Genomic DNA, 23,962 nt, shown 5'->3' with positions numbered 1-23,962 from the left:
ACAGATCTGAGGTTAATTAACGAAAGCTTCATCCCTTCACCAATAAACCCCATTAATAAAAACAACAAGATACCACAAAAAAATAGAGTGCTGGAAAGATTAATTGTTAGTTCACGCTAAACCCCCCACTAAAGCATTCATAAAATAGACTATTCTTACTTCACAAATTGGTGTACTTTCATGCTATCAAGAACTGACGAAATAACCGTATGAGTCATAAGAGCAACCCCTCAAGCATACTTATTGTCTGTATGGGCAATATTTGTCGCTCTCCAACGGGTGAAGCCGTATTAAAAGGCATGGCCCGAGATGCAGGGCTTAGCCTAGATATCGACTCAGCTGGCACGATTGCTTATCATCAAGGCAATCCACCAGATAAAAGAAGCCGAGCCGCGGGAGAGATGCGGGGCTATGATTTTAGTCATATGCGCGCTCGCCAAGTTCGGCAGCAAGATTTTACTGATTTTGATTTAATATTAGCGGCTGACAAAGTAAACCTTAGTGACCTCCTTGCACTATGCCCAGCGCAACATCAACACAAAGTAAAATTATTTCTAAGTTATGGCAAGCAATCAGTCGACGAAATACCAGATCCATATTACGGTGAAGGTGATGGCTTTGAGGTCGTACTCGACCTCATTGAAAGTGCAGCAAAAAATATCATAAAAGGGTTTAATACGTGACTTTACTCTCAAATACTGAACCTCTTTTAACATCTGCGATGACTAAAGTGTAAGGCTATAACTCACAGTAAAAATATATCATCAGTACCTAAAATAAAGCACGCTTGAAATTTAGCACAACTATCTGTCATCGCTTTTAACCAAGATCTTTTGCTAGCCCATCATCTCTAGCAAAACGAGGTACCTCTTATCAAAAAAAATACTATTTGAATTAACAATATTTCCCCATTAAAAAATGCATAACCCCTCATTGATAAATCTACTACTTAGATCGCGTCCCAATACTCAACAATTTTGCCACCTTCCACTCTCCATATGTCAATGATATTCATAATTTTTCAGTCGTTTCCTCTATTTTCTTTATTCAAAGTAACGTGAGAATGAAAGACCACATGATTTCCATCAACATACCATGTTTAACGTCATACCCATAGGCAACGAAGTCCTCTACAAACCCTTTCATAAAACTCACTAACCCAGTCACTTTATCAGGCAAATTTCGATTATGCTGTACGTAATCGCTATTATTATACTGCTTAATAATGTAATCGAAATTGTGGTTATTCATAAGATTTTGAACAACGTCAGCAATGCGCTTGGCATTCACAGCTTCTTGCTCCTTCCAATTTGGCTTATTGAATGTGGATAGTTCAACCTCCACTCTGTTTATGCTCTGGTCATATGCCAAACGGCTTGTAAGGAGAAAAATAAAAAGATAAGTATTTTTAACATAGGTAACTACAATGGCTGCCTTTTGGTAATCAAGGTGCAAAATGAGAGTCAAAATAGGAATTCAGGTAAGCGTGTTTTTCACAATAATGAGGATTGCCCTGTGCGCAACGTGGTTGCACAAATCGGTGATATGTGGACGCTGTTAATTCTATTTACACTTGTTGATGACTCAGAACGATTTAATACGCTGAAATTTAGAGTAAAAGGGATCTCTCAACGTATGTTCACCCAAACCCTAATAGACTTAGAACGAGAGGGTTACATTAGCAGAACCGTTTACCCTGAAGTACCTGTTCGGGTTGAATATGTTTTAAAAAACTGGGAAAAGGTATTGTAAAGCCTTCATATGAGCTGGTTCTTTGGGCTGATAAGCATCAATCCACGTTCGAACGCGCTAGAAAAACATATGACAAACACAAGAAATAACTTAACGGTAATTAACCGTTGAGAGAGATGGTTAGCATCCATGATACAGGTGCTATTGAACAATATTTATAATAACCGCACAAGGATTAAAACGTTATAACATAATGCTTTTATTGACTTTTTCTATATTTAAATAAAGATATAGTGATACTTAATTAACAAAGAAGGAAAACACTATGAAAAAGGCTTTATTATTTTCAACGTTATTTTTAGCTGGCACAGTTATAGCCGGGGAGCATAAGGAACATAATGACCATAAGCATGACCATAACGCAAAGTGTGGTCATGCAGCTGAATGGCACAAAGACCACTTTGACTATAACCACGATAACCATGATCATCATATGCATGCAGGTCATACTCACGAAGCATTGGTCAGTGTGCATAAGAAACACAAACATGCTCATAGCTTAAAGTGTGATCACAAACAACGTGTCGAAAATGGACGTGTTGAATATAACCATGATGGGCATTGGCATCACCAACATGGCCAGCATTTCCATGAATCACATGGTGAATAGTTTAAACTTCACAGCCTTAACTTTATCTGCTTAATATTATTTGAGTCGATCCTAGATCCTGTGTTAATTGCCTAAGCGACAACCTTAATCAGCTAAGTCAATTAGCTCAGGATCTCACTTCATTTTTTCGAAGCGTGCTAACTATTAAAGCAACTGAAACTATACTGAAGTGTGAACATTAATAACCATTTTCACTTTGAGTGATTCCCGAGCCCACTCCACAGTCCGCAGAAATACTATATGTATCAAAGAGCGACTAGTGCCAAGAGTTTTTGGGAATTCTGAACAGGATTAGAAAGGACAGCCACCTATGGTGCCGGCTTATGTAAGTTCTTGCAAGGTAAACACATTACAGTTTTTGAAGTTAACCGTCCTAATCGAGCAGTTAGAAGGCTAAGAGGAAAATCCGATCCTACTGATGCTGAAAATGCTGCTCGCTCTGTCTTGGCTAATGAATCTACTGCTATCCCCAAATATCATGATGGAAAAGTTGAAGCTATGAGGTTTTTGGTTGTAGCAAGGAAAAGCTCAGTAAAGTCTAAAACACAAGCAATCAACCAGATTCGAGCTTTACTTGTTACTGCGCCAGAACATATTCGTCAAAAGTGCTATGTCCCTTCGAGTTACCAATGCATTCTTGCCTGTAAAGCACTAGAAATGAATTCAGACAGCATACTTGAAGAAACACTTATATCAATGCTGAACCTGCTAGCAAAGCGATGGGAAATGCTGTCACACGAGCTAAAAATAATTGATAAACGACTTAAAGCATTAACCAGCTCAGCAGCTTCTACATTACTAGAGCAATATGGTGTAGGAAGTTATGTTGCAGCGACATTGCTTGTTGCTGCTGGTGACAACCCTGAGCGACTAAAAAAAGAATCATCCTTTGCAGCTTTATGTGGTGTTAGCCCCTTGGATGCATCATCAGGTAAAAAGCAACGGCACAGGTTAAACAGAGGTGGTGCAAGAGATGCTAATAATGCACTTTGGACTGTAGCTTTAATTCGAATGCGTAATGATTCTAGAACAAGGAAGTATGTAGAAAAACGTTCATCAGAAGGCAAATCAAATAAAGAAATCCAGCGTTGTTTAAAACGCTACATAGTAAGAGAGTTGTATCCTATTATTGTTTTTGATTTATCAAAACTAAGTTGACCTTGACATAGGAGCGTCAATGCGGTTGTTGAACGCTTCTTCGGTAGCTTAAAACACGATTGGTTGTTGAAAGTTCCTCAACCAACACATGAGTATATGAGAGATGATGTGGCAGCGTATATGCGCTATTACAACTTAGAACGACTTCATACGGCAAATGGTGCTCTGTCGCCAATTGAATATGAGCAAAGTTCCTTAAGAAAAGTGTCCTGATTTAGTTGCGCAGAACACTTTCATAAAACTCACTAACCCAGTCACTTTATCAGGCAAGTGGCGTTGTTTCCTAGATAATTGAACTTCTATGATTCGGTGCGATCAGATCATTAAATGCCTTAACCCATGATGCGAAATGAAGAATAAAATTAGGAATTGGTCACAGTACAACCGTGCTTTAGTTCAACGCAGTAACATCAATATTTGGCTAAGTGAGCGTGCCATCTCAAAGTGGCAAAATACCGAAAAACACGGTGGCCGTGGTCGTTCAAATTACTATTTTAATTTAGCAATTGAAACGTGTTTAACCTTAAGGGCCGTATTCCATTTGCCACTTAGGGCCTTAGAAGGGTTTGTAAATTCCTTGCTCACTATGATGGATACCTCGCTGCAATCATCGGGTTATAGCTGTTTATGCAAACGCAGGGCCTTGTTGATCAACAAGGCCCTGCTAAACATAAAAAGTAACTATGCGCTAACCCCCTCAGATTGCAGAGTCGTTATTTTTACATGTCTTCTTTGCCAAAATGGGGCTTGTTGCCAACGACCTTCTTGCTGATAAAACTGCTGTCTGAGTGTTAGGTAGTGGTCAAATTGGTTATTCAAATCCATTTGAAATTGATTAATAAGTTGTTCTTGATTACTGTCAGTATCTGTTAAATTAGCAGCAATCAAATTGGCAGCATGACAGCCCGAAGATAAAGCAAAGCCAATACCCAAAGATGAAATTGGATCAAAAGCACATGCAGCGTCACCAATGGCTAAAAAATTAGGTAAGCTTTCAAATACATTGCTCTGGCTATAAGCCTGACGTACCCATGGGTGTGGCGTGGTTACTTTTGTCTCCTTTACTAACTTTTTTATATGCTTGGTTTGAGCCAAGAGCGCATTAAAATGACTTTGCTGATTCAATCTGAGATTGGAAACGATATCTGCATCGGAGAAAAAGCAAATACTATATTGATTGTTTGGCAATAGAGCGCCATACCACCAGCCATGCTCGGTACTTTCAATCAAATACTCCTGCTTTTTTTGTTCGTCACTGGTACATTCAAAGAACCGTCCAACAGCCATTAAATCATCCACTTTCTTGCCCGTAAGCCCGAGCTGACGACTGATATTAGCGTTACGTCCACTTGCATCAACAATAAAACGAGCGCATAGGATAAACGCTCCATGTACTGGATGAGATAGTTTCAACTGCCAACGGCCATCTTCCCATTGATTGATTTGCTGACAATGAGTTCGAGGCATTACCCTGCCACCGCGCTCGGCGATGTTTTCCAGCAACTGTAAATCAAACTGCTCCCTGTTTAATTGAAAGGTAGATTGTTGTGCAGTAAACACTGAATTGCGCATCCCAGGTAAATCCGATCCCCAATAAGAAGTACTATCAAAGGTAGGAATGAAACAGTCAGAACCAAAGTTTTCTGGTTTGATTTTTAAATAATCGATAAAGTCAAAAATACTTTCAGTGACATGCTCACCAATACGCTCTCGATTGAGATCAGATTGTTCAATCAGGGTAATATCCAAATTAGTATGATTCAGCAGGCTCAAAGCGGCGCAGGCCCCGGCTGGGCCTGCGCCAAATATGGCCACATCAGTATCAATTATTGATGAAACCATCGTTTACTATCTCCTAACTCGGCGACCAGATCGCGGTGTTTGCGAATGGTTATACGCTACTTGGATAGGTTTAAAGGCTCTAGCCTCAAGGGCCTCGACCATTAATTTAGCGCGTTTTCCCCGAGCTTTAACCGTTGGGCAACGCTTTGACTCAATATAGAAGACAGGAATACTAGTACCATCATCTTCCGGGTTACCAGTAATTTGGCCAGTAGATATTTCCTTATACGAAAACAAAGCGTGATTGCGTTCCGTTTCGGTAAAATAAGGGTAATCGGGATCTTGCGCATTTTTATCTCGAATAAACGCTAAAGCTGACCAATGCTCCACCATTTGGACAAAGCTGTTGATCCCCCTTTGATAATTAACCTGCTCACCTGCGGGTAAATGGGATTCAGCCTGCCCAATCTCCGTTGTTTCGCCTGTCAGCACATCCCAAGGACTTTGAGGTGGCCACCAGTACGAATAATAAGTCGGTGGTAAAGGTTGATCACTGATTTTATTTTTTGCTGGATTAGTGAAGTTTATATTTTGAATCGTACACTGAAAAAAATCAGCCTGCCACGGACACGCCATACGTTTGGTTAAATCACCCGGCTCACATCCACCCCCTTCACATTCATCACGAGAAGGTGATAAACCCGTTTTGTTGTAACCATTTTTACCTTTGTAGTCACTGATTATATAAGGTGATGTATAAACCTTCGGGTTTTGAAGACTCCAAGTAACCTCAATACCTGGACACATTGGCAACCCAACACAGTTACCAACACTTCCCTGATCAAGCGGATCAACTGGGTGAGGTTTAAAGTTTTCCGTTGCTTCAAAACAGCCCCTAGCCCATTGGCCTAGCAAAAATTTTTGGGTTTGACTCAGCGCATCAAACTTTTCAATAGTTTGATTACTCACCGAGTTACTGCCAGAGTTCAACGGCATCATTGGGAAGTCATTTTTAAATAATACCTGCTGAGGTTGATTAGGCGACAGGTTAGACTTATCGTCAGGCTCTCTGAAATAAGAAAAATAGTTTTCACGATTAGCCCGATTTTCTTCACTACTATCTGTATAATCAAATGAATCAGCACTAAATGCGGCCATAGACTGAACGTTAGCAACCCATTGATAACGGCTAAAGCGCTTTACGATAGGTAAAATATCTCGCTGGTAGTTAGCAATATAAGTATCGTTATAAACCCCATCAAGACACATATCAGGTATTAGATTAAAATCTCTTACTGCCACATCAAACATACTATCACTCAGGTTTGAAATATTGACAATTTCCGGAGCAAAGTCCGGCGAGCCAACCACAACCCAAGCTTGTAATGAAATTGGTTCGCTACCATCTTCAAATTCAACCGTACAATAAACCGGCCCATCGGCAATGTCATCATGCCAAGTATCGGAACCACCATAACTCACCAAAGGTTTATCACCACCAGCATGGCCATAGCCACCAAGCACAATCAAGCGACCCTCATTGTCCGTTTTTAGATCTCCTAGTGTTAATACAGCAGTACCATATTCGACATCAGAATTAGGGTAAGATACGGGGTAATCAGCAGGCACTGGCTCTGTACCTTGATCGAAACCTACTGAGCAACTTGCGCCGCTGATCTCGCGCGGACCCGGATCAACAATGAGTTTTTGCCGCGCTTCATTGGATGTTTTATCTGCATTTCGTAATGGTGTTTCACGATTAACGTAGCTATTGTTTTCGCCATATAATAAGTTACCTTCAAGCTCACTATACTGATACCAAGCTGCTTTTTTATTGGCCAGATGTACAGTCCAATTGATAGCTTTCACATTAGGCGTGTTAAGTGTTAATTCAGTGCCATCTTTCTGGTACAGCTTAAAGACTTGACCCTGACGTTTAATTTGACCTTTTTCATCTTTAAATTCGACGATAGGCCCAAGCTTATTACCGTTAGCATCTGCTTCATAAGGAAGTTGGCCAATCCTCTCAGGTGAAAGACAAAAAGACTCAGGGCTATTGCCTAAGCGAGATACCCCAACTGAGGGATGTATTGTAAGTTCCATAAAATTAACGCCTTATTTGTGGTTGCAGTCAGATTCATATTTTTGTCATGTACATAACAACCAAGGTGAACAAAATTAACTTCTATTTAGCAATAAATCTAACACTGTGAATTTTTAAATAACATTACAATGCATTACATTGTTAACTTCATTTAACTCCCACCTAAATTGCGCCAGCTTAAACTGAACAAGCTTGAAAGGTCGTTGCGTTACATAAATAGCTTTATATCAATAGAAGAAAAATTGAGGAAAGGCAGAGTTCAATCTGCCACAAAATGGTTTCTCAATAACCAACACTCAGCTCAATAAGTAAACTACTCGGAGTGTTGATAAGGTCCAATTTCCGTTATATGCCTTCGACCATCAATCGTGTATCAGGTAAATTAGCTAAATGTACAATTGGTTGATTTGGATCTGCTATTCTACTTACTGCATGTAACGCAGCAGCAATCGCCCCTTCTTGCCAACCCGGTAATGATGACAATTGGTCGCCAACGACAAAAAAGCAAGGATCAGTTTTTGAGCCATCTGAATTGTGCACAACTGAACCTTGGGCGATAGCATTAAACTGCTTGGTCGCATATTTTGCATCACCAACCGCTTGCCAATAAGCCCAGCCACCTTTTATATAAGGCATATTTTGCCAAGCAATTGCCACCCCATCTTGCAGGCCTGCGGCAAAAGGTTGGCTAAATTTACGGGCATCATCTCTCGCCTTTTCTAATCGCTCATCAACCGACAACTTCCCCCAATCATGAGCAACTTTGTCGAAATTATAAGCTCCCGTTAATACACCTTTTTGATCTTGATAAGCCGTTGACGGGTACCAGATTTGTTGAATGTCACTATCTGTCCACGAAATACCGCCAAATATGGGCACTACGCCAATTTCAGAGGTGGGCACGCCATTTTTTGCCCCTGTTGGATGTGAGCTATGGCCGCTATCAATAACACTGCCCTGCCATAATGCACGTTCAGCTTGCCAACCAACTTTGGCTGTGCACGCTAAAAAGCGAGGGATGTACCCATCGTTTCTTGCTATATATCCTGGCGCTTTTTCAGGAGAAAATTGTGCAGTGTAAACAGCATGCAGCGCATTTTTAAACTCAGGTTCAAATCCCGTTTCTTTATCGGTATTTTGTAGATTGTCTGACAGAATGTCACTTAAGAATGGCATTGCTAAATTGCTAATACAATAATCGGCTCGGTACTCCGTGAGTTTCGCTGAGCCCATTGTCTGCACCAGAACAACAAACTGCTTTGCTTGCTCATCCCAATTGATATGTTTCACTGGACTATTCAGTAAGATATCTCCACCTAGTGACGCGACCTGTTGCGCGAAAGCATGTTGTACTTTATCCATACCGCCCACGGGTTGAAATAATGTCGGTTGCCACAAAAAATCGTTTGGCTGAAAAAATTTGGTGTTTTTCCAAAACTTAGACTCCAATAGACTCTCAAAGCTTAACGCCTCAGCAATAACACCCGGCGCGACGCCTGGCAGTTCAGTATAACCCGCCCGAGTAACTCCGTTTTCAAACCCTTCATCTCCAGAACTAACATGATATTTCCCATTTACGTCTAACTCCCCAAAGCTGGTCATTAAACTCTGTAATTCTTCAACGCGCTCAGTGAGCTTTGCACCCTCAACATTCATATTTTTCAATAGTAATTCTGCTTGGTCATACACCATCTGTGCTAACCAACCTCTCGTATTATGATCTAAACGTCGATAAACAACGGGTAACCCGTTAAATGCATCTTGCTTTTGAACCAAGTTTGAACCGCTGTTCATTACATACACTTCTATATCAACAGAAAATTGCTTTAAGTAAGAAAGTAGTCTTTTGTGACTACTAGGTATACGGCCGGGCCCAGCATTTAGATAAGGTTCACTGTCGCCTTGCGGGTGTTTAAACCTGACTATTTGCGGTTGACTAGGGCTTGAATTGAATAACTCACTATCACAATCTTCTATAAGAGTGTCTCCCGTACGCAAACTCAAGCAGCGCCCGCCTGTGCGGTTTTGAGCCTCTAGCACAGTGACTTTTACGCGCTTTTCTTCGGGAGAACTTTGCTGTTGATTTAAAATTTCATAGGCAGTGGTTAATCCCCCAACACCTGACCCTATTACGATGACTTTTTTACCATCTAGCTGCCCTTTCTTTAGATGTTTTAATGAATCATCAGTCACTGCATTTTGCTGCTGAGTTGCATTTGCCAACGCAGCAAAAGCGCTCGCTTGTGGATTGTCTTTTAAAAAATCGGCTCTACTATTGTATTGAGACATGGACTTGCTCCCTGTTTTAATAAAAATTTACGTGCGTAACCGCTTAAAAATACGTTCGTAAATATGAATTACAGGAGAAAAAAACGCTATTACAGCCCATTACAAGGTGATCCCCCCGAAAAATAACTGAGGTTAGAAATAGAATTTTCTCGTACACTAAACGCAGGAGGAGATCCCCCATGAAAAAGTCAAAATATTCAGAGAAACAAATATGGCTATTATAAAATAAGCCGAAAACGGGGGCTGCTCCAGAGCTGTGTCGGAAGCGTGGAATGAGTAGCGCTATTTTTTATCAATGGCGTGCTCAATTTGGAGATATGACTCCCTATTTAATGACTCTAATGAGAGAGTTTGAAGAAAAAAGCCGTCGCCCTAAAAAGATATATATTGAAGGAAAAGGTCACGACACATTCTTGTACCTGAAAGAGAGCCTGACTCATGGTCAAAACCTATCAATCAGGGCTTTACAGTAAAAACGCAGTATTCAGAATACAGTATCAAGAATTACGCCCAATGGTAAATTCTAATTTTTTGCGCGCTGCAATGAACCTAATAGTACATCGAATATTAATTGGATAAGTACGCAATTGTTCAGCCAACTCAAACATCAATATTTTAATAACTGACTTTTTAGCCCGAGCGACAATGTAATAAGGCTGAATTTATTACACTACTATCGCTGCTTCACATACATCAAATTTACCCATACTGAGTATCGTTACCAACGAATGTACTGTACCTGAACTGCTGTGCTCAACCTTTTATTTAAATACGACTCTAGTCTATTAATCACTTAAAGCATCCCAGGTAAAATATAGCCCGCGCCCAGTGCCAAGAAAAGCATGGAAGTAATTCTAATCAATTTTAATATTTTAGATACAGCATATATATCTTTTCCTTTGAGCAATGAATCTACTATATAATCTTGGCCTACAAGAGAGAAAAAAATTGAAAGACCTAAAAAACCGAGGGAAATATAAATATCCTTCCCTAATTCAACCGCATTTAATTGAATTAGGATAACAATGGCACCAATAACGGCAGAAGCAAGCCAAGTGTATTGCTTTAATAGCTCAAAGTGCAACTCAGTTGTGAGAGACTCATTCTTAACTTTGTTTTCAGAAACTGAATCGACTCTAGGTCCCTTTTCTTTTTTAACCGTCTGCATAACTAAAATGACACTCCTACGTATAATTAGAAAATTAGTGTTAGAAAGCCTGTTTTCTTATTAGGTGATGATAAAACAAACAACACACCTTAGCCAGTCCAATAAATTAATATAAATCAATTCATTATACAAGAAACATAATCATGCGGCACACCCAAACAACACATACACTGCTATCTTATCGCTTAAACATGACGATATTTTTGGCACCGCGTAACTTATTCATTTCTCTTTTTTCTGCGTCCAGTTTGTCGTCACTGCGCCAATCATACGCACCGTCACACTTGTGGCTCTGTCACTATTTCTGCACAATGGTCTGATTAAATCGACAACTCTGCACTTACAACGTCATGGATGGTCACATCAACTGCCAAGCGCAATTTGCGCCAAGTTCGCAACTTATTTGCACGGTACTTTATCGCATGCCCTCACCATAACCGTGCATTTTAAGGCCAGTGCTATCGACCACGATATCTATGAGCCTTTGCTTTCCCTCTTTAAATAGCGCACATCAAGTGTTTTGCTGCGTTTGCGTTTGCATAAACAGCTATAACCGGAGATTGTAACGAAGTGTCCATCATTGTGAGCAAGAAATTTACAAACCCTTCTAAGGTTCTGAGTCGCAAATGAAATACAGCTATTAAGGTTAAACAGGTTTCAACTGCTAAATCAGAATAGTCATAGTCATACTCAAGCAAATAGCCCGAGGCCGTATATCAATGATATGAGACCAGTTCATGGATTGAACTCACTATAAAGGTGTGATTTAGCTGATCTATGCATTTTCAAGTCGCCTAAAACGCTGGTATGTGGTAAAAAGCCTACATAATTTATTGCACAGTTCGAGATCCTCTTGCAATCAACTGATGAGTTATTTGATCGTATCGCCCACGACTTGCGCGTGTCTGGTTTGAGTATTCAAGCCATTGATAAAAACGCACCTGCATTACAGGCGTTAACCCAACGTTTAGCGTTGTTTTCAGACGGTGATTTTGCAACCGCGGGCATTGGTAGGCAAACCGAACACACTCAAAATAGTGAGATCCGACGAGACAAAATTCACTGGCTTGATAGCAGTGACCCGCTTGAAGAGACCTTTTTAAGCTATATGGATGGGCTAAAAAACCATTTAAATAGTCAGCTGTTTATGGGCTTGTTTAGCTATGAATGCCATTTTGCGCATTACGAACCTGGTGCATTTTACAAAAAACACGTAGATGCCTTTAAAGGCAATACCAATCGTGTCCTCTCAACCGTGTTATATTTAAATCAAGATTGGCAAAGCGAATATGGCGGCGAACTTGCGCTGTATGACACACATGATCATGAGCTACTTACACAAAAGGTAACGCCCCACTTTGGTACATTAGTTACCTTTTTAAGTGATGAATTTCCACATGAGGTCCTCCCTGCAACACAGCCTCGTTATTCCATTGCGGGTTGGTTTAGGGTGAACAGCTCTGTCAATGGGCAAGTTGACCCACCTAGATAAACACAGCCATATAGCTTAGTGATATCATCACCACTAAGCTGTCTCGTTCGGTATAAATACCGGTATGAATATTTTTACGATCACCCCGCCTTCATCGTGATTATGCAAACTGAGCTGCCCGTTGTGCGCTTCAACAATTTCACGACAAAGCGCGAGCCCTAACCCACTTCCTGTCGATTTGGTAGAATAAAATGGGATCAAGGCATTGGCCATCACGGTTTCACTCATGCCTTTGCCATTATCTTGTACCGTAAACGTTGCGCCTTGCTCACTTTGCATAATATTTACGTTAACGGCTTCTGATTCACTCCCAGATTCATGGGCATTTTTTAATAAGTTGATAAACAGCTGTTCTAATTGCACTTGATCAGCAAAAAATGGCTGCTCAGGTAGTACAGCTGGCAAATTAAACTGCCATTGCTGCTGTAAGCCATCAAGTAAGGATCCCCAATCAATTTGGCTATATTTGGGCTGTGGCAATTTGGCAAACTTACCGTACCCTTGCACAAACTCGCTTAAGTGGTGGATTCGCTCTTCAATAGTGGAGTAAACCCGTTCAAGGCGGTTATCATCAATGTGATTAGTTAACAGTTTTGCACTGTGTAACATTGATGACATAGGGCCTAAGGAATTATTCAATTCGTGGCTGATGATCCGGATCACTTTTTTCCATACGGCCACTTCTTGGCGACTCAACTCTCGTGTTAATTGTTTGAACAAATACAACTTATGGCTTTGGTTGTTCAATAAAAACTGCCCAGTGGCTAAATGCCATGTTTGGGTTTCATCCTTGTCTATGTTGAGACTAAACAAGCCATCTCGCCCAGTACGCAGTGCTTTAAAAAAGTCCGGTGCTGAATCTTGCATAAGTGCATCAACCCGCATACCTTCAAGTGGCGTATTACTATTACACAGCGCTCTGGCACTGTAATTACTGAATACCACAATATCATTGCTATCAACCAAAAGAAGCGCTTGAGGCGAGCTTTGCAAGACTTTATCTAACATCAACTCACGTTGGTATATCCACTGTTTTTCTTGGCGTAATTGCTGTGCGGTTTCATTATATAAAGTACATAAGCGGCCCAGTTCATCCTCACCTGAATACGCTAAGGTATGAGAAAATTCACCATCTTTAAAATTAAGCAGCCCCACTTCCAGCGCAAAAACAGGCTTCATTAACGCCGAAAAAAAACAGCGACAAAGCATGTTAGTAAATAGCAATGCAACAATACTCACTGTGACTATTATTTGCCAAGAGGCTAATTGCCACACTAAAAAAGGCACAATTACACACAATACGGCACAACTTGCCGCACCAATAAAGCGCCCTTTTAATGTCATTCCCTTACATCGTGAAAGCCAGTGCATCAGTAATCAATCTCAAACTTTTGTAAACGCCGATATAGCGCTTGCCGGGTTAAACCAAATTGCCGTGCCACTTTGGCAATAACCCCTTGATGTAAATGCATCGCAGCTTCAATATCTTGTTTGCTCGGCTCAATTTTGTTTGCCGTTGTTTGGCTGGCTATGTTAGTCGCCTGCTCAACGAGCCCAAAATCTTGTATTTCTAACACGCCAGAAGGCTTAAGCACACTCACACGTTTACAAGCATTTTCAAGCTCCCTGACGTTACCAGGCCAACTATGTGCCGTGAGTGCTTGCTCTGCAACATAACTAAGCTCACGATCAGGTAAAAAATGACGAATAAGCGGAATAATATCATCTTGTCTTGCTTGCAAAGGCGGCAAGTTAAGCTCAATAACATTTAAACGGTAATACAAATCCTCTCTAAAACGTCCAGCTTGAATATCGTGTTGTAGGTTTGCGTTAGTTGCCGATATCACCCGTACCGAGACTTTCTGAGTGTGTGTTGAGCCTAAGCGTTCAAACTCCCCCGTTTGCAAAACTCTGAGCAATTTCATTTGCCCCGATAACGGCAAATTACCAATTTCATCTAAAAATAAAGTACCGCCATCAGCCGCTTCAAATCGACCTATGCGTTTTTTATTGGCACCAGTATAAGCCCCCGCTTCAGCGCCAAATAATTCAGCCTCGATCAGCTCTTGGGGTAAGGCACCGGCATTCACTTTAATAAACGGCGCATCGCAGACTGCTGAATTAGCTTGAATAATCTCAGCTATACGCTCTTTTCCGCTCCCGTTGGGGCCCGTGATCAACACCGACACATCCGATTTTGCCAACTGCAACGACATGTCGACAACTCGCTCCATCGCTGTGCTCGCATACACCAGCCCCACCAAGTTTGCATGTTGCTTGGGCTGCATACGTTCTTGTTGCTGCCTTTGATGAGTTTGATTTTGTGCATTGGCTTTACCCAGTGCCACAAGGTTGGTAATACTGGTCAGTAGTTTGGTGTCATCCCAAGGTTTCGCAATATAATCTGCGGCACCCAATTTAACGAGTTCTATCGCGGTTTCTAATTCTGTCCATGCGGTCATTAAAATGATCGGCAGGGTTGGGGTTAACGCCCTTAACGCGGTAAAAAGTGCCACCCCTTCTTCGCCAGATGTGGTGTCGGCGGTAAAATTCATGTCTTGCATAACGAGTGCAACTTTTTGATAACGTACAATTTGCTCTGCATCAAACGGAGAAAGTGCTGTGACCACCTCATACCCGTGAATTTCAAGTAATAACGATAGCGCATCAAGCACCGCTTGGTTATCGTCCACAATCAGTATTTTATCCATCTTATTCTTCTTATATGTTACACCACTTACGCAGTGTAACATTTTGTAATTAATGGCTAAACATATAAAATTAAGGGATAATTATATACTTCTAGTCGCGATACTTGGAGATATATCAGCTGCCCGTTTGGCTGGGCCAACTACTGCAAGTAAACTCATTACAATAACCAATAAGCTCGTTATCACTATGTATGAAGCAGACAACGCAGGCACTGAATATAATGCCATCAGTTTATTGCCCATCCATATCGCCCCCAAGCTCCCAACAACCACTCCAACCGAGCATATCAGTGCATTTTCCACTAAAAAATAGCGTATAATCGCAGATTTTCTGGCTCCAAGCGCTCTTCGTGTTCCAATTTGTTTTAGACGTTTGTTGATATTGAACAAGGTCAAACCAAAAATACCGAGCGCCGTGATCATAACCAAAATAACGATAAGTACCATTAACATACGCACCATCAGGGTGTCTTCCGCAACATACTTTGCTTTTAGTTCGTCTAACCCTCTTACCGAGTTAACTACCCTATGCGGGTATTCTGCTAACAATACATCTTCGATTTTACGCATGATTGTGGCTCTTTCATTGGGCTTAGTCCTTATTATAAACTTTTGAAAGGTACGTGGTCGAACATGCGGAAATATTAAAGAGCGATCTTTACGCTTGTCATTTAACCAAGGTCCTTTCATCAGCTTTATAATCCCTATAATTTTCACAGGGTCATTCTCACGGTAGATTGTTTGCCCAAGCCCGTTCCCCTCAGGGAAAAATTCATCATGCATGGCTTGTGTGATCAAAGCCACTTTCGCAATTGCAGCACCATCATTAGATACAATGACCTCTGATTCTTCAAAATTTCGCCCAGCGACAAGCTCTACGCCTAAGGTATTCAACACATGGTTGTCAGCTAAAAAGTAAGCGGCACTAACAGACTGTGATACTTGGTCTTGCGGCAATAAAGTGTAAGAGCCTCCAGAGCCACCGCCTGACAGTGGCACCGCATTTATATGCACCGCATCAATAACACCAGGTATATTCCTCAATAATGCTTCATCTCTTTCAATCTGTTTATCTAGGTCAATATCCCCCCCATACATCATCATTTCAGCTTGAAAAAGGTCTTGTTCTGGTAGGCCGGTTTCTTGTTCTAAATATGCAATACGGTCTTTAATAATAAACGCCGCATTGCTCACGATGGCAGTCGTAATCGCAATTTGCAGTAAGAGTAAAATGGCACCCGACTTCGCGCGTAATAAAGCATTTAAAATAGGTTTAAATTCAAACATAAGAACTCCTTATTGGCTTTTCAGGTGGGTGGCTGGTGTAGTTCTACACACTAACCAAGCAGGATATAGCCCCGCTAAAATACACACGCTTACCGCAATAACCGGTGCGGCAAGCAGCATGGTTAAATCCATATCAGCAATCGCCATATATGCGCTATTACTGGTACGCATACCCCATAAGCCTACTTGTGCAATTAAAATACCGAGTAACCCACCAATCACCCCCAATAACCCAACTTCAACCAAGTGCTGAATAAATACTTGAGTTTTACTTGCGCCGAGCGCTCGCCTCACACCCACTTCGGGAGCACGTCGTAAAAACTTTGCCAGTAATAGCCCTAAAATATTTGCTAAACATACGGCTAAAAACATGAAACTCAGCACCACTAATATTTTATTATCTTCATTTACGACTTCGCGATACACCATCATTTCATTCACATCTCGTAATGCATACTTCAGCTCTTTACGTGCAAACCGCCCTATTTTTTGCTGCTCTGCCATATACGACATTAAGAAACTCGCATATGCCTCTTTATCTTGGTGAGTTGGAAGCTCTACCCAGTACTGTACCCAAAAAACCTCGGAATTAAGTAAATCTTGATAGTTCCGATTACTTTGCGCTTTCCAGTTATTACTATTGCCCCAAGATTCAATTTCATTCGGTGCAACCAAACTAAAAGGGAGAAATACCTGTTCAGGTTCACGAAATGCGCCGTTATTAAGATCATAATACTTCACATAAGTTGGCCAATCTTTAATAACCCCGACTATGCGCACTGTCATATCATCTAAATTGATTGTTTTACCAACCGAGTTTTCACCTTGAAATAGTTTATCGTTTAAGCTTTGTGCAATAACTACCACCGATGCCGCACTTTCTTCATCGTCCGAACTCCATGCCCCGCCATAGATAAACTCTAAATTAAACATAGAGAATATATCACCACTTGCTACTCGTGCTTGCTCTATAAATGGCTTTATATCACTATTATCAAGATGCACAGCAAAACCGGCTTTGAGCATGGCTGTACGTCGATACGGTAAATCCGCGCTTAATAGATTCATCGCATCTTGATAGGTCACTTGATAAGGCATATCATCTTTTGTCCACCAAGTCCGCTCTTCATCAAGTGCTAATAGTTGAACATGATGTAATTGACTACTTTTACTTGGAATAGGATCTGCCGACATCATGTGATACACCGATAAACTCGTCATGGTCACACCAATGCCAATGGCAATGGCGATGATCATTAAGGTACTTACCATTGGCGTACGCTTTAAACTACGCCAACTTAAATCTATATAATGAAACAACATAATTACACTCCTACAACAGCAGCAGGATTGCCTTGATACAGCGAAAAGTCTGCAATTTGTCCATCAACCACTTGAATGTTTCTGGGTGCTCGACGTGCAAGCTCAGAGTCATGAGTTACCATCACAATCGTGGCCCCATCTCGATTAATTTGCTCAAGTAATTCCATAACTTGTCGTGCCATTAAGCTATCTAAATTACCAGTTGGTTCATCTGCCAGTAAAAAGCGAGGTTTACCTGCTAACGCGCGCGCAATGGCCACTCGCTGTTGTTGGCCCCCAGACAGTTGCTGTGGCAAATGCTTCGCTCGGCTTGCCAACCCGACTTGCTCTAAACTTTCTTCAATACGTCGTTTACGTTCTGGCGCTTTGATCCCTCTGTAGCGCAGAGGTACTTCAACATTTTCATACAAATTTAGGTCTGGAATTAAATTAAAACCTTGAAAAATATACCCTATTTTTTGATTTCTGATATCAGCACGTTGATTATCATTCAGTTTGCCAATATCCACACCATCGAGTAAATATTCACCCTGCGTAAACGGCTCCAATACACCCGCTATATTCAAAAAGGTGGTTTTACCTGAACCCGACGGGCCTGTTACCGCAATGAACTCCCCTTCATTCACCTGTAAATTAAAATCACGTAACGCATGGGTTTGTACCATTTCAGTTTGATATACTTTGCTTATTCCATTCATATTTAACATTTAACATTCCTCATAATTCTTATTTTTATCGCAATTCAATGTATGCTATTTTCTAATCGTGTCCAAAGTGACACCCAATTCATTTATTGACGTAATAGCACCGTATTGGCTTTTTCAAACTGCTCATAATTCGACACAATTACTTCATCCCCGATCCGTAAGCCATCCAATATTTCGACACTACGAATACTGGTTGCCCCGGTGTTAACGTTAATACGCGTCGCAATATCACCTTCCACTTTATAAGCGACATGGCCACCTGAGTCTAAAAACGCCCCTCGGCGAAGCATTAACACATCCTCTTTATTTTCTAATAGGACCCGCGCGGACAAACGCTGATTTTGACGAATGCTCTTAACATCCTCTTGAGAAAAACGAACCCGGGTTGTTACTTCACGGTTATTTACCTCTGGAGAAATAGCAGACAACTTGCCCATCACATTCTGGTCACCAATTTTTAATGCCACATCCATCCCTAACCCCAACTCATTGGCATAACTTTCAGGCACCTGCAATTGCGCTTCAAAGGCACTTAAATCAACTAAGGTCATTAATGCTTGATTCTTTGTCACCGCCGATTTGGGTTGCACCAATAAATTACCCACGATGCCCGCAACACTGGCTTTTACTACTAGGTTATTGACTTTACGCAATAGCTCATCCACTGCCAGTTGCTGCTGAGTAACAGTACTTTTTGCCGATTTTAATTCAAACGCCAGTGTATCTTTTGCTATTTCCGCTTCTTGAACAGCATGCTTATAGGTCAATTCGGCCCTTGCTAAATCATCTTGTGCCTGTTCTAAATCAATTTGACTAATAAGACTTTGCTTAATTGATAATTGCGCACGTCGATTTTCACGCTGTGCAGCAGTAAGTTCAACTTTTGCTAAATCTAACGTGTTGTTTAACGTTAGAGTATCCCTTCTCGCTTCAAGCTCTCTACGAGATAGCTCACCGTGTAAACGAGCTAACTCTGATTGCTGTTGTTTTAATACATTTTCTAATTCTGGGCTATCTACCAAAGCAATAGTTTGACCTAAGGTAACGCTGTCGCCCGCTTGTACCTTTAGAGTTACAAAGCCTTGCTCTGGGCTATACGCTTGCGGTGCATTTGCCGCCACAATAAATCCGGTCGCAGCAACGTCTCTTACAAAGTTCCCTGACGTCACCGTTGCAATATTAAGACTGCTTTTAGATAAAGAAAATTGTGGACTACCTGTATTTATTAAGGCATTGGCTGACACTGCAACGCCTAAAAACAACGCCGCGCCCAGCAGGCCTTTGATATTAGTTCGCTTATTTACTGTCACTTGCTGATCTTGTCCGCTTGTATCTCTAATCATTTTGCGCTCCTTAGCAGAGTACTTTTTGCTTCACATAGAACAACCAATACAACCGCAATCATCATAATTGTCGGAGAAATCAGAAACGCGCCAGTTAAAAACATAGTGTACTCTTTTATATTATCTTATTTTCCTTGTACTATTCGATTATCATGCCAAAAGTTAAAGCATTGATTAATAGAAATTAAAATGAAATCATTAACGATTAAAACTGTCCGCGGACACTTAAATATGTCCGCAATGGACACATGCTCTACACGCTTAAATCACCAAACTTATCAAGCACAGATTAAACAGACATAGATCCGCAATTTATGTAGTGTCATTCAAAACTCACGCTAGATTCATATTGTACTTATCAAAGCAACTCTCATCACCAATACACAAAATGAACAAATTATAACCAATTAGTATTACTATCTATAAACTAGAGTAATCACAGAAAAAACTTCATTTTTAAGCCCTCCTCCCTCTTCGTAATTTATAAAAACAAGATAAAAAAACAAGCCATTGAAATTAATAGATTTGTTGTTGAATTAAATAAGTGAAACGAACAAAAAGTACCCGAAATAGGTTTGCAATTGATATTTATTAATATTTACGTTGCCAAAAAAACAACAAACCACACAGATTAAGGTGCATTAGTGTGTATTATTTGTTAATTTTTTAATGTAGGATTTAATTAAAAGTTAATCTAACTACGCGTTTTCTTCACAATCGTGAGGGATTATGTAAATAAGAAAAACCAAAAGGATTATGTAGAATGGGAACCTCCAACCCTCTTTTCCCAAAAAGAGATCTCTTACAGTGTGAAGCAGATAGCTTAATAGACTTACTCGCATCAGATGCGATTAACAAACCAGAACAAGAAGCTTTTCAGTTCATAGTCGACAAAGACGAGTCGCCAACCAGTTACAGCTATAAAGCTTTAGCAACAGCGGTTAGCCAAGTTGCTAAACAGTTAATAAATATATCGCTGGGCCCTCAAGATCCACAGGATCAGGCACTCATTGTATTGCCGCAAGGTGTCGATTTTGTGACGGCATTTTATGGTTGTATGGCGGCGCGAGTTATTGCCGTGCCATCATTCCCGCCAAAAAATCAATTACAAGTCGAACGTCTTGAATATGCAATGACAGATTTAGGTAACCCGATTGTGATCACCACTAAAGCGATTCAACCACTACTGCAAGAGCAGCTGGTTGACAAAGAGGTTCGCTGGCTACTTATTGATGATTGCGCCACTATAGATGCACCACAATTACATGAATTTAAGACAAAAAACTCAGACATTGCGTTACTTCAATACAGTTCAGGGACAACCGGTAAGCCTAAAGGTGTGATCATTACCAACCAAAATACCCTAGAAAACTCAGAGCTGATCAGACAAAGCTTTGGCCATAAAGAAAACACCACACGCATGATGTTATGGCTGCCACCCCATCACGATATGGGCCTTGTTGGTGGTGTAATGCAAGGCGTTTACACTGGTTACCCAACCTTATTAATGCCAACAGACATATTCTTACGTAGCCAATACACTTGGCTAAAAGCCGTTACCGATTTTAAAGCAACCACCACAGGCGCGCCTAACTTTGCCTTTGACTTAGCGGTTAAAAATATTCGTCCAACACGATTAGATGAACTCGATTTATCTTCTCTTGAAAACCTATTTTGTGGTGCCGAACCAATTAACGCCCAAACAATCACGCATTTTTTTGAGAAATTCTCACAGTGTGGGCTAAAGACGAATGCCTTTCTGCCCTGTTATGGCATGGCCGAAGCCACACTTATGGTCAGTGGTAAACCGCACGGCGAACCGTATCAACAATTATGTATTGACGAACCGCTATTAAAACGCGGCGTTGTAAAACAAGTCTCGCCAGAAGCAAAACACAGTCAATGGCTAGTTAGTAGCGGTGTTGTACATCACTCACTGAACGCAAAAATAGTTGACCCTGTAACACACACTGAAGTCGCTATGGGTCAAGTCGGTGAAGTTTGGCTACAAGGCAGCAGTATTAGCCCGGGGTATTGGCAAGATGAGCCACGCACCGTTGCAAATTTTGGTTTGCAGCTAGGTAATTATGCAGAAACATATCACCGTACTGGCGACCTTGGTTTTTACGATAATGATGAGCTGTATATCACTGGCCGCTTGAAAGAGGTGATCATATTACGAGGTGCTAATTTCTACCCTCAAGATTTAGAATATGAAGCATCTTTGGCCTTCCCTGAGTTAAAAAACTGCCGCAGTGCCGCTTTTTCAGTTGTAAAGGAGCAGCGTGAGCAACTTGTGATGGCAATTGAAGTACCACGTAATGTCAGCAATTTTGAAGAATTAACGGTTACGTTAAATGCTCGCCTCATTGAGCGATTTGGCATCAAAGCAGATCAGGTACTCTTTTTACCTCGAAAAACCATCAAAATAACCTCATCAGGTAAGCTGCAACGTGTTGCTATTAAACAGGCATTTGAGCAAGCGCAACTGCAAACTTATTTTCACTTTAAGGCACAATATCAACAGAAAAACGACACCAATGATAATGCCTCAACCCATGTGCTGAACCTACAAGACACAACCAGTGTTCAACAATGGTTGGTATACCAAGTCACCGAATTAACAGGGGTACCCAGCGCACAAATCTCTGCACAAGATTCATTGGCAAACGTGGGGCTTGATTCAGTGTTAGCCATGGAGATCCTCTTTAGATTAGAACAGCAAACTGGCGTTTATCTCGCACCAGATGTGCTTTATAGCTCTAATACTCCGACCTTACTGGCAGAACAAATTACCCAAGTAGCAAATAAAAACCCACAAACGGAGTTAGATTCAACATGCTAAATCTTTCAGTTGACACTGTGTCGGCCAAATTATGCCAGTTTATCGCATCTAGTTACCTTGAGGATGATGAACAAGTGGCACCAGATACGCCAATAATAAAACTCAATATTCTGGACTCTGCATCTATTTTTGATGTTGTTGATTTTATCCATCGAGAGTTTTCATTGCGATTACCTGTTATCGATATTCACCCAGACAACTTTGCTTCCGTCGAAGTGCTAAGCAAGGTTATTGAACATCACAGCAATAAGGAGGCCACACTATGATCCCTAATCAATGGTATGCAATTTCAAGGATCCAAGACGTAAAAAAGAAACCTATCGGCATTAAACGTCTCAACAAGTTACTGGTACTGTACCGCGATACCAAAGGCGAACTTGTCTGTATGGATGATAAATGTCCGCATAAAGGCGTAATGCTAAGCCGTGGAAAACAACACGGTGATATTATAGCTTGCCCTTACCACGGTTTTCAGTTTGACCAAAAAGGTGACTGCGTTCACATGCCTGTACTAGGGAAAAATGGTGATGTGCCTAAAGGCATGTGTGTCAAAACTTATAAAGTAAAAGAAGAGTTTGGCCTCATTTGGTTTTGGTATGGCGATTTAATGCCTGAAAGTGACTACCCTGAAGTGCCGATGTTCAAACAGTTTAAAGAGTACAAAGGTTACTACTCATTTTACGGCTGGGATGCGCCAATTAACTATACTCGCTATGTAGAAAGTGTATGTGAAATTTATCATATTCCATTTGTACATAAAGGCTCTGCCATTAATATTTGGGATCCCAAAGGCGGCAAGGTCGACAACTTCGAATGTAAAGTCGACGGCACTTTAATTACCAGTGATTTTGTATTGCGCCCAGATGATGAGCGCACAGCAGAAGAAACCTTAGTTGCTCGTAAACCTTGGACACGCGGCTGGAAATTTGGCATTGATGTACAAATGCCGAACCTTGTTTTGATCCGAAGCGATGTATTCGATGTGATGTTTATACCAACGCCTATCGACGACAATACATGCTGGGTCTGTGTATGTTATCAAGAACCAAAACGTGATTTATTATTGCCGTTGATTAAACCATTACCTATTCCATTCTGGCGCCCTGTTCGCCCTTGGTATATGTGCCGTATCGAACGATTTGTACAACAAGATAAAGATATGGCGGTTATTTCATATCAAAACCCTAAAGTATCTAGTCCAAAAGCCAATCGTTTGATCCCGCTTGATAAAGTAAATGCACATTATATTCGCTTTAGAGAGAAACTTATTCGCGAAGCAAATGAAGAAAAAGCACTAAAAGCACGGCTACAAACCAAGCCGCAAGCTGATATCGAGGCGCCGTCACTCGAACAAATCATTGGTATTGAAGAAATTAACTAGAGTAAATGGA

General features: G+C 40.9%; 22 protein-coding genes and 2 pseudogenes. 12 read left to right on the top strand and 12 right to left on the bottom strand.

The annotated features are described in order from the left end of the window. The first annotated feature begins 209 nt into the window (after positions 1-209). Complete coding sequence (locus CWC18_RS10480; RefSeq protein ID WP_138675221.1) at positions 210-683, top strand: low molecular weight protein-tyrosine-phosphatase; 474 nt, start codon at positions 210-212, stop codon at positions 681-683. 364 nt (positions 684-1,047) lie between these two features. On the opposite strand, the gene CWC18_RS21480 is transcribed toward CWC18_RS10480, so the two are convergent. Further along, positions 1,048-1,344: a hypothetical protein gene (locus CWC18_RS21480; protein ID WP_249348247.1), complete on the bottom strand. Its 297-nt coding sequence runs from the start codon at positions 1,342-1,344 to the stop codon at positions 1,048-1,050. Positions 1,345-1,449: 105 nt separating this feature from the next. On the opposite strand from CWC18_RS21480, the gene CWC18_RS10470 reads away from it, so the two are divergent. The 6 genes and pseudogenes from CWC18_RS10470 (at position 1,450) to CWC18_RS21945 (ending at position 4,292) form a co-directional block, all read left to right on the top strand. Then, on the top strand, positions 1,450-1,752 hold the full coding sequence (locus CWC18_RS10470; protein WP_249348246.1) for a winged helix-turn-helix transcriptional regulator: 303 nt from the start codon (positions 1,450-1,452) through the stop codon (positions 1,750-1,752). Positions 1,753-2,017: 265 nt separating this feature from the next. Continuing rightward, complete coding sequence (locus CWC18_RS10465; RefSeq protein WP_138592384.1) at positions 2,018-2,362, top strand: hypothetical protein; 345 nt, start codon at positions 2,018-2,020, stop codon at positions 2,360-2,362. 300 nt (positions 2,363-2,662) lie between these two features. Next, positions 2,663-2,929 (top strand): annotated as a pseudogene (locus tag CWC18_RS21750) (IS110 family transposase); the annotation flags it as partial. Between the two features lie 90 nt (positions 2,930-3,019). Then, entirely contained in the window at positions 3,020-3,520 is a 501-nt protein-coding gene (locus tag CWC18_RS21745) for a transposase (RefSeq protein ID WP_349654469.1), read from the top strand. 18 nt (positions 3,521-3,538) lie between these two features. Then, positions 3,539-3,733 (top strand): annotated as a pseudogene (locus tag CWC18_RS10455) (integrase core domain-containing protein); the annotation flags it as partial. Positions 3,734-3,869: 136 nt separating this feature from the next. Next, positions 3,870-4,292, top strand: a complete 423-nt coding sequence (locus tag CWC18_RS21945; RefSeq protein WP_138592382.1) for a transposase — start codon at positions 3,870-3,872, stop codon at positions 4,290-4,292. Here CWC18_RS21945 and lodB read toward each other — a convergent pair. The 3 genes from lodB to CWC18_RS10435 form a co-directional block, all read right to left on the bottom strand. Then, positions 4,202-5,362 (bottom strand): lysine-epsilon-oxidase maturase LodB, encoded by a 1,161-nt coding sequence (gene lodB / locus CWC18_RS10445; RefSeq protein ID WP_138675220.1) that lies wholly within the window; start codon positions 5,360-5,362, stop codon positions 4,202-4,204. The genes CWC18_RS21945 and lodB overlap by 91 nt on opposite strands. 6 nt (positions 5,363-5,368) lie before the next feature. Next, positions 5,369-7,405, bottom strand: coding sequence for a CTQ-dependent lysine 6-oxidase LodA (lodA, locus tag CWC18_RS10440; RefSeq protein ID WP_138592380.1), 2,037 nt, complete (start codon positions 7,403-7,405; stop codon positions 5,369-5,371). Between the two features lie 346 nt (positions 7,406-7,751). Further along, complete coding sequence (locus CWC18_RS10435) at positions 7,752-9,695, bottom strand: flavin monoamine oxidase family protein (RefSeq protein ID WP_138592379.1); 1,944 nt, start codon at positions 9,693-9,695, stop codon at positions 7,752-7,754. 272 nt (positions 9,696-9,967) lie between these two features. Between CWC18_RS10435 and CWC18_RS10430 the strand changes: the two genes are divergently transcribed. After that, positions 9,968-10,168, top strand: a complete 201-nt coding sequence (locus tag CWC18_RS10430; RefSeq protein ID WP_138592378.1) for a hypothetical protein — start codon at positions 9,968-9,970, stop codon at positions 10,166-10,168. Between the two features lie 320 nt (positions 10,169-10,488). Here CWC18_RS10430 and CWC18_RS10425 read toward each other — a convergent pair whose 3' ends face one another. Further along, positions 10,489-10,863: a hypothetical protein gene (locus CWC18_RS10425; RefSeq protein ID WP_138592377.1), complete on the bottom strand. Its 375-nt coding sequence runs from the start codon at positions 10,861-10,863 to the stop codon at positions 10,489-10,491. Positions 10,864-11,360: 497 nt separating this feature from the next. After that, a complete protein-coding gene (locus tag CWC18_RS21940) occupies positions 11,361-11,561 on the bottom strand; it encodes a transposase (protein ID WP_138592376.1) in 201 nt (66 codons plus the stop codon). A 155-nt stretch (positions 11,562-11,716) separates the two neighbouring features. Between CWC18_RS21940 and CWC18_RS10415 the strand changes: the two genes are divergently transcribed. Beyond that, complete coding sequence (locus tag CWC18_RS10415; RefSeq protein WP_138592375.1) at positions 11,717-12,355, top strand: 2OG-Fe(II) oxygenase; 639 nt, start codon at positions 11,717-11,719, stop codon at positions 12,353-12,355. A 33-nt stretch (positions 12,356-12,388) separates the two neighbouring features. Here the strand turns inward: CWC18_RS10415 and CWC18_RS10410 are convergent, their stop codons facing one another. From CWC18_RS10410 to CWC18_RS10385, 6 genes are all read right to left on the bottom strand, one after another. Beyond that, a complete protein-coding gene (locus CWC18_RS10410; RefSeq protein WP_249930100.1) occupies positions 12,389-13,699 on the bottom strand; it encodes a sensor histidine kinase in 1,311 nt (436 codons plus the stop codon). Positions 13,700-13,725: 26 nt separating this feature from the next. Continuing rightward, positions 13,726-15,066 carry a sigma-54-dependent transcriptional regulator gene (locus CWC18_RS10405; protein WP_138675219.1) on the bottom strand — a complete coding sequence of 447 codons (1,341 nt, stop codon included), beginning with the start codon at positions 15,064-15,066 and terminating at the stop codon, positions 13,726-13,728. Positions 15,067-15,147: 81 nt separating this feature from the next. After that, positions 15,148-16,353, bottom strand: coding sequence for an ABC transporter permease (locus CWC18_RS10400; RefSeq protein WP_138592372.1), 1,206 nt, complete (start codon positions 16,351-16,353; stop codon positions 15,148-15,150). Between the two features lie 9 nt (positions 16,354-16,362). Then, positions 16,363-17,676 carry an ABC transporter permease gene (locus CWC18_RS10395; RefSeq protein ID WP_138675218.1) on the bottom strand — a complete coding sequence of 438 codons (1,314 nt, stop codon included), beginning with the start codon at positions 17,674-17,676 and terminating at the stop codon, positions 16,363-16,365. A gap of 2 nt (positions 17,677-17,678) precedes the next feature. Next, positions 17,679-18,383, bottom strand: a complete 705-nt coding sequence (locus CWC18_RS10390) for an ABC transporter ATP-binding protein (protein ID WP_138592370.1) — start codon at positions 18,381-18,383, stop codon at positions 17,679-17,681. Positions 18,384-18,466: 83 nt separating this feature from the next. Continuing rightward, on the bottom strand, positions 18,467-19,726 hold the full coding sequence (locus CWC18_RS10385) for an efflux RND transporter periplasmic adaptor subunit (RefSeq protein ID WP_138592369.1): 1,260 nt from the start codon (positions 19,724-19,726) through the stop codon (positions 18,467-18,469). Positions 19,727-20,489: 763 nt separating this feature from the next. Here CWC18_RS10385 and CWC18_RS10380 point away from each other — a divergent pair. Genes CWC18_RS10380 through CWC18_RS10370 form a run of 3 tightly spaced genes read left to right on the top strand, consistent with a single transcriptional unit; the run spans position 20,490 to position 23,952 of the window. Beyond that, the gene (locus tag CWC18_RS10380) at positions 20,490-22,571 is read left to right on the top strand and encodes an AMP-binding protein (RefSeq protein WP_138592368.1); all 2,082 of its coding nucleotides are present in this window, start codon (positions 20,490-20,492) and stop codon (positions 22,569-22,571) included. Continuing rightward, positions 22,565-22,837, top strand: a complete 273-nt coding sequence (locus CWC18_RS10375) for an acyl carrier protein (RefSeq protein WP_138592367.1) — start codon at positions 22,565-22,567, stop codon at positions 22,835-22,837. The genes CWC18_RS10380 and CWC18_RS10375 overlap by 7 nt, the downstream gene beginning before the upstream one ends. Next, positions 22,834-23,952, top strand: a complete 1,119-nt coding sequence (locus CWC18_RS10370; RefSeq protein ID WP_138592366.1) for a Rieske 2Fe-2S domain-containing protein — start codon at positions 22,834-22,836, stop codon at positions 23,950-23,952. The genes CWC18_RS10375 and CWC18_RS10370 overlap by 4 nt, the downstream gene beginning before the upstream one ends. Positions 23,953-23,962: the final 10 nt, after the last annotated feature.

Origin of the sequence: Pseudoalteromonas aurantia, assembly GCF_005886875.1 — a bacterium.
In the GTDB taxonomy this organism is placed as follows: domain Bacteria; phylum Pseudomonadota; class Gammaproteobacteria; order Enterobacterales; family Alteromonadaceae; genus Pseudoalteromonas; species Pseudoalteromonas aurantia_A.
Note: the sequence above shows the minus strand (reverse complement) of the source record. Positions and strands in the feature narration are given on the sequence as shown.

Bases quoted from the DNA above. Each gene is read 5' to 3' on its own strand.
- CWC18_RS10480 (WP_138675221.1), top strand. From the start codon at position 210: ATGAGTCATAAGAGCAACCCCTCAAGCATACTTATTGTCTGTATGGGC.
- CWC18_RS10465 (WP_138592384.1), top strand. From the start codon at position 2,018: ATGAAAAAGGCTTTATTATTTTCAACGTTATTTTTAGCTGGCACAGTT.
- CWC18_RS21745 (WP_349654469.1), top strand. From the start codon at position 3,020: ATGAATTCAGACAGCATACTTGAAGAAACACTTATATCAATGCTGAAC.
- CWC18_RS21945 (WP_138592382.1), top strand. From the start codon at position 3,870: ATGAAGAATAAAATTAGGAATTGGTCACAGTACAACCGTGCTTTAGTT.
- lodB (WP_138675220.1), bottom strand. From the start codon at position 5,362: ATGGTTTCATCAATAATTGATACTGATGTGGCCATATTTGGCGCAGGC.
- lodA (WP_138592380.1), bottom strand. From the start codon at position 7,405: ATGGAACTTACAATACATCCCTCAGTTGGGGTATCTCGCTTAGGCAAT.
- CWC18_RS10435 (WP_138592379.1), bottom strand. From the start codon at position 9,695: ATGTCTCAATACAATAGTAGAGCCGATTTTTTAAAAGACAATCCACAA.
- CWC18_RS10430 (WP_138592378.1), top strand. From the start codon at position 9,968: ATGAGTAGCGCTATTTTTTATCAATGGCGTGCTCAATTTGGAGATATG.
- CWC18_RS10425 (WP_138592377.1), bottom strand. From the start codon at position 10,863: ATGCAGACGGTTAAAAAAGAAAAGGGACCTAGAGTCGATTCAGTTTCT.
- CWC18_RS10410 (WP_249930100.1), bottom strand. From the start codon at position 13,699: ATGACATTAAAAGGGCGCTTTATTGGTGCGGCAAGTTGTGCCGTATTG.
- CWC18_RS10405 (WP_138675219.1), bottom strand. From the start codon at position 15,066: ATGGATAAAATACTGATTGTGGACGATAACCAAGCGGTGCTTGATGCG.
- CWC18_RS10400 (WP_138592372.1), bottom strand. From the start codon at position 16,353: ATGTTTGAATTTAAACCTATTTTAAATGCTTTATTACGCGCGAAGTCG.
- CWC18_RS10395 (WP_138675218.1), bottom strand. From the start codon at position 17,676: ATGTTGTTTCATTATATAGATTTAAGTTGGCGTAGTTTAAAGCGTACG.
- CWC18_RS10390 (WP_138592370.1), bottom strand. From the start codon at position 18,383: ATGTTAAATATGAATGGAATAAGCAAAGTATATCAAACTGAAATGGTA.
- CWC18_RS10385 (WP_138592369.1), bottom strand. From the start codon at position 19,726: ATGATTAGAGATACAAGCGGACAAGATCAGCAAGTGACAGTAAATAAG.
- CWC18_RS10380 (WP_138592368.1), top strand. From the start codon at position 20,490: ATGGGAACCTCCAACCCTCTTTTCCCAAAAAGAGATCTCTTACAGTGT.
- CWC18_RS10375 (WP_138592367.1), top strand. From the start codon at position 22,565: ATGCTAAATCTTTCAGTTGACACTGTGTCGGCCAAATTATGCCAGTTT.
- CWC18_RS10370 (WP_138592366.1), top strand. From the start codon at position 22,834: ATGATCCCTAATCAATGGTATGCAATTTCAAGGATCCAAGACGTAAAA.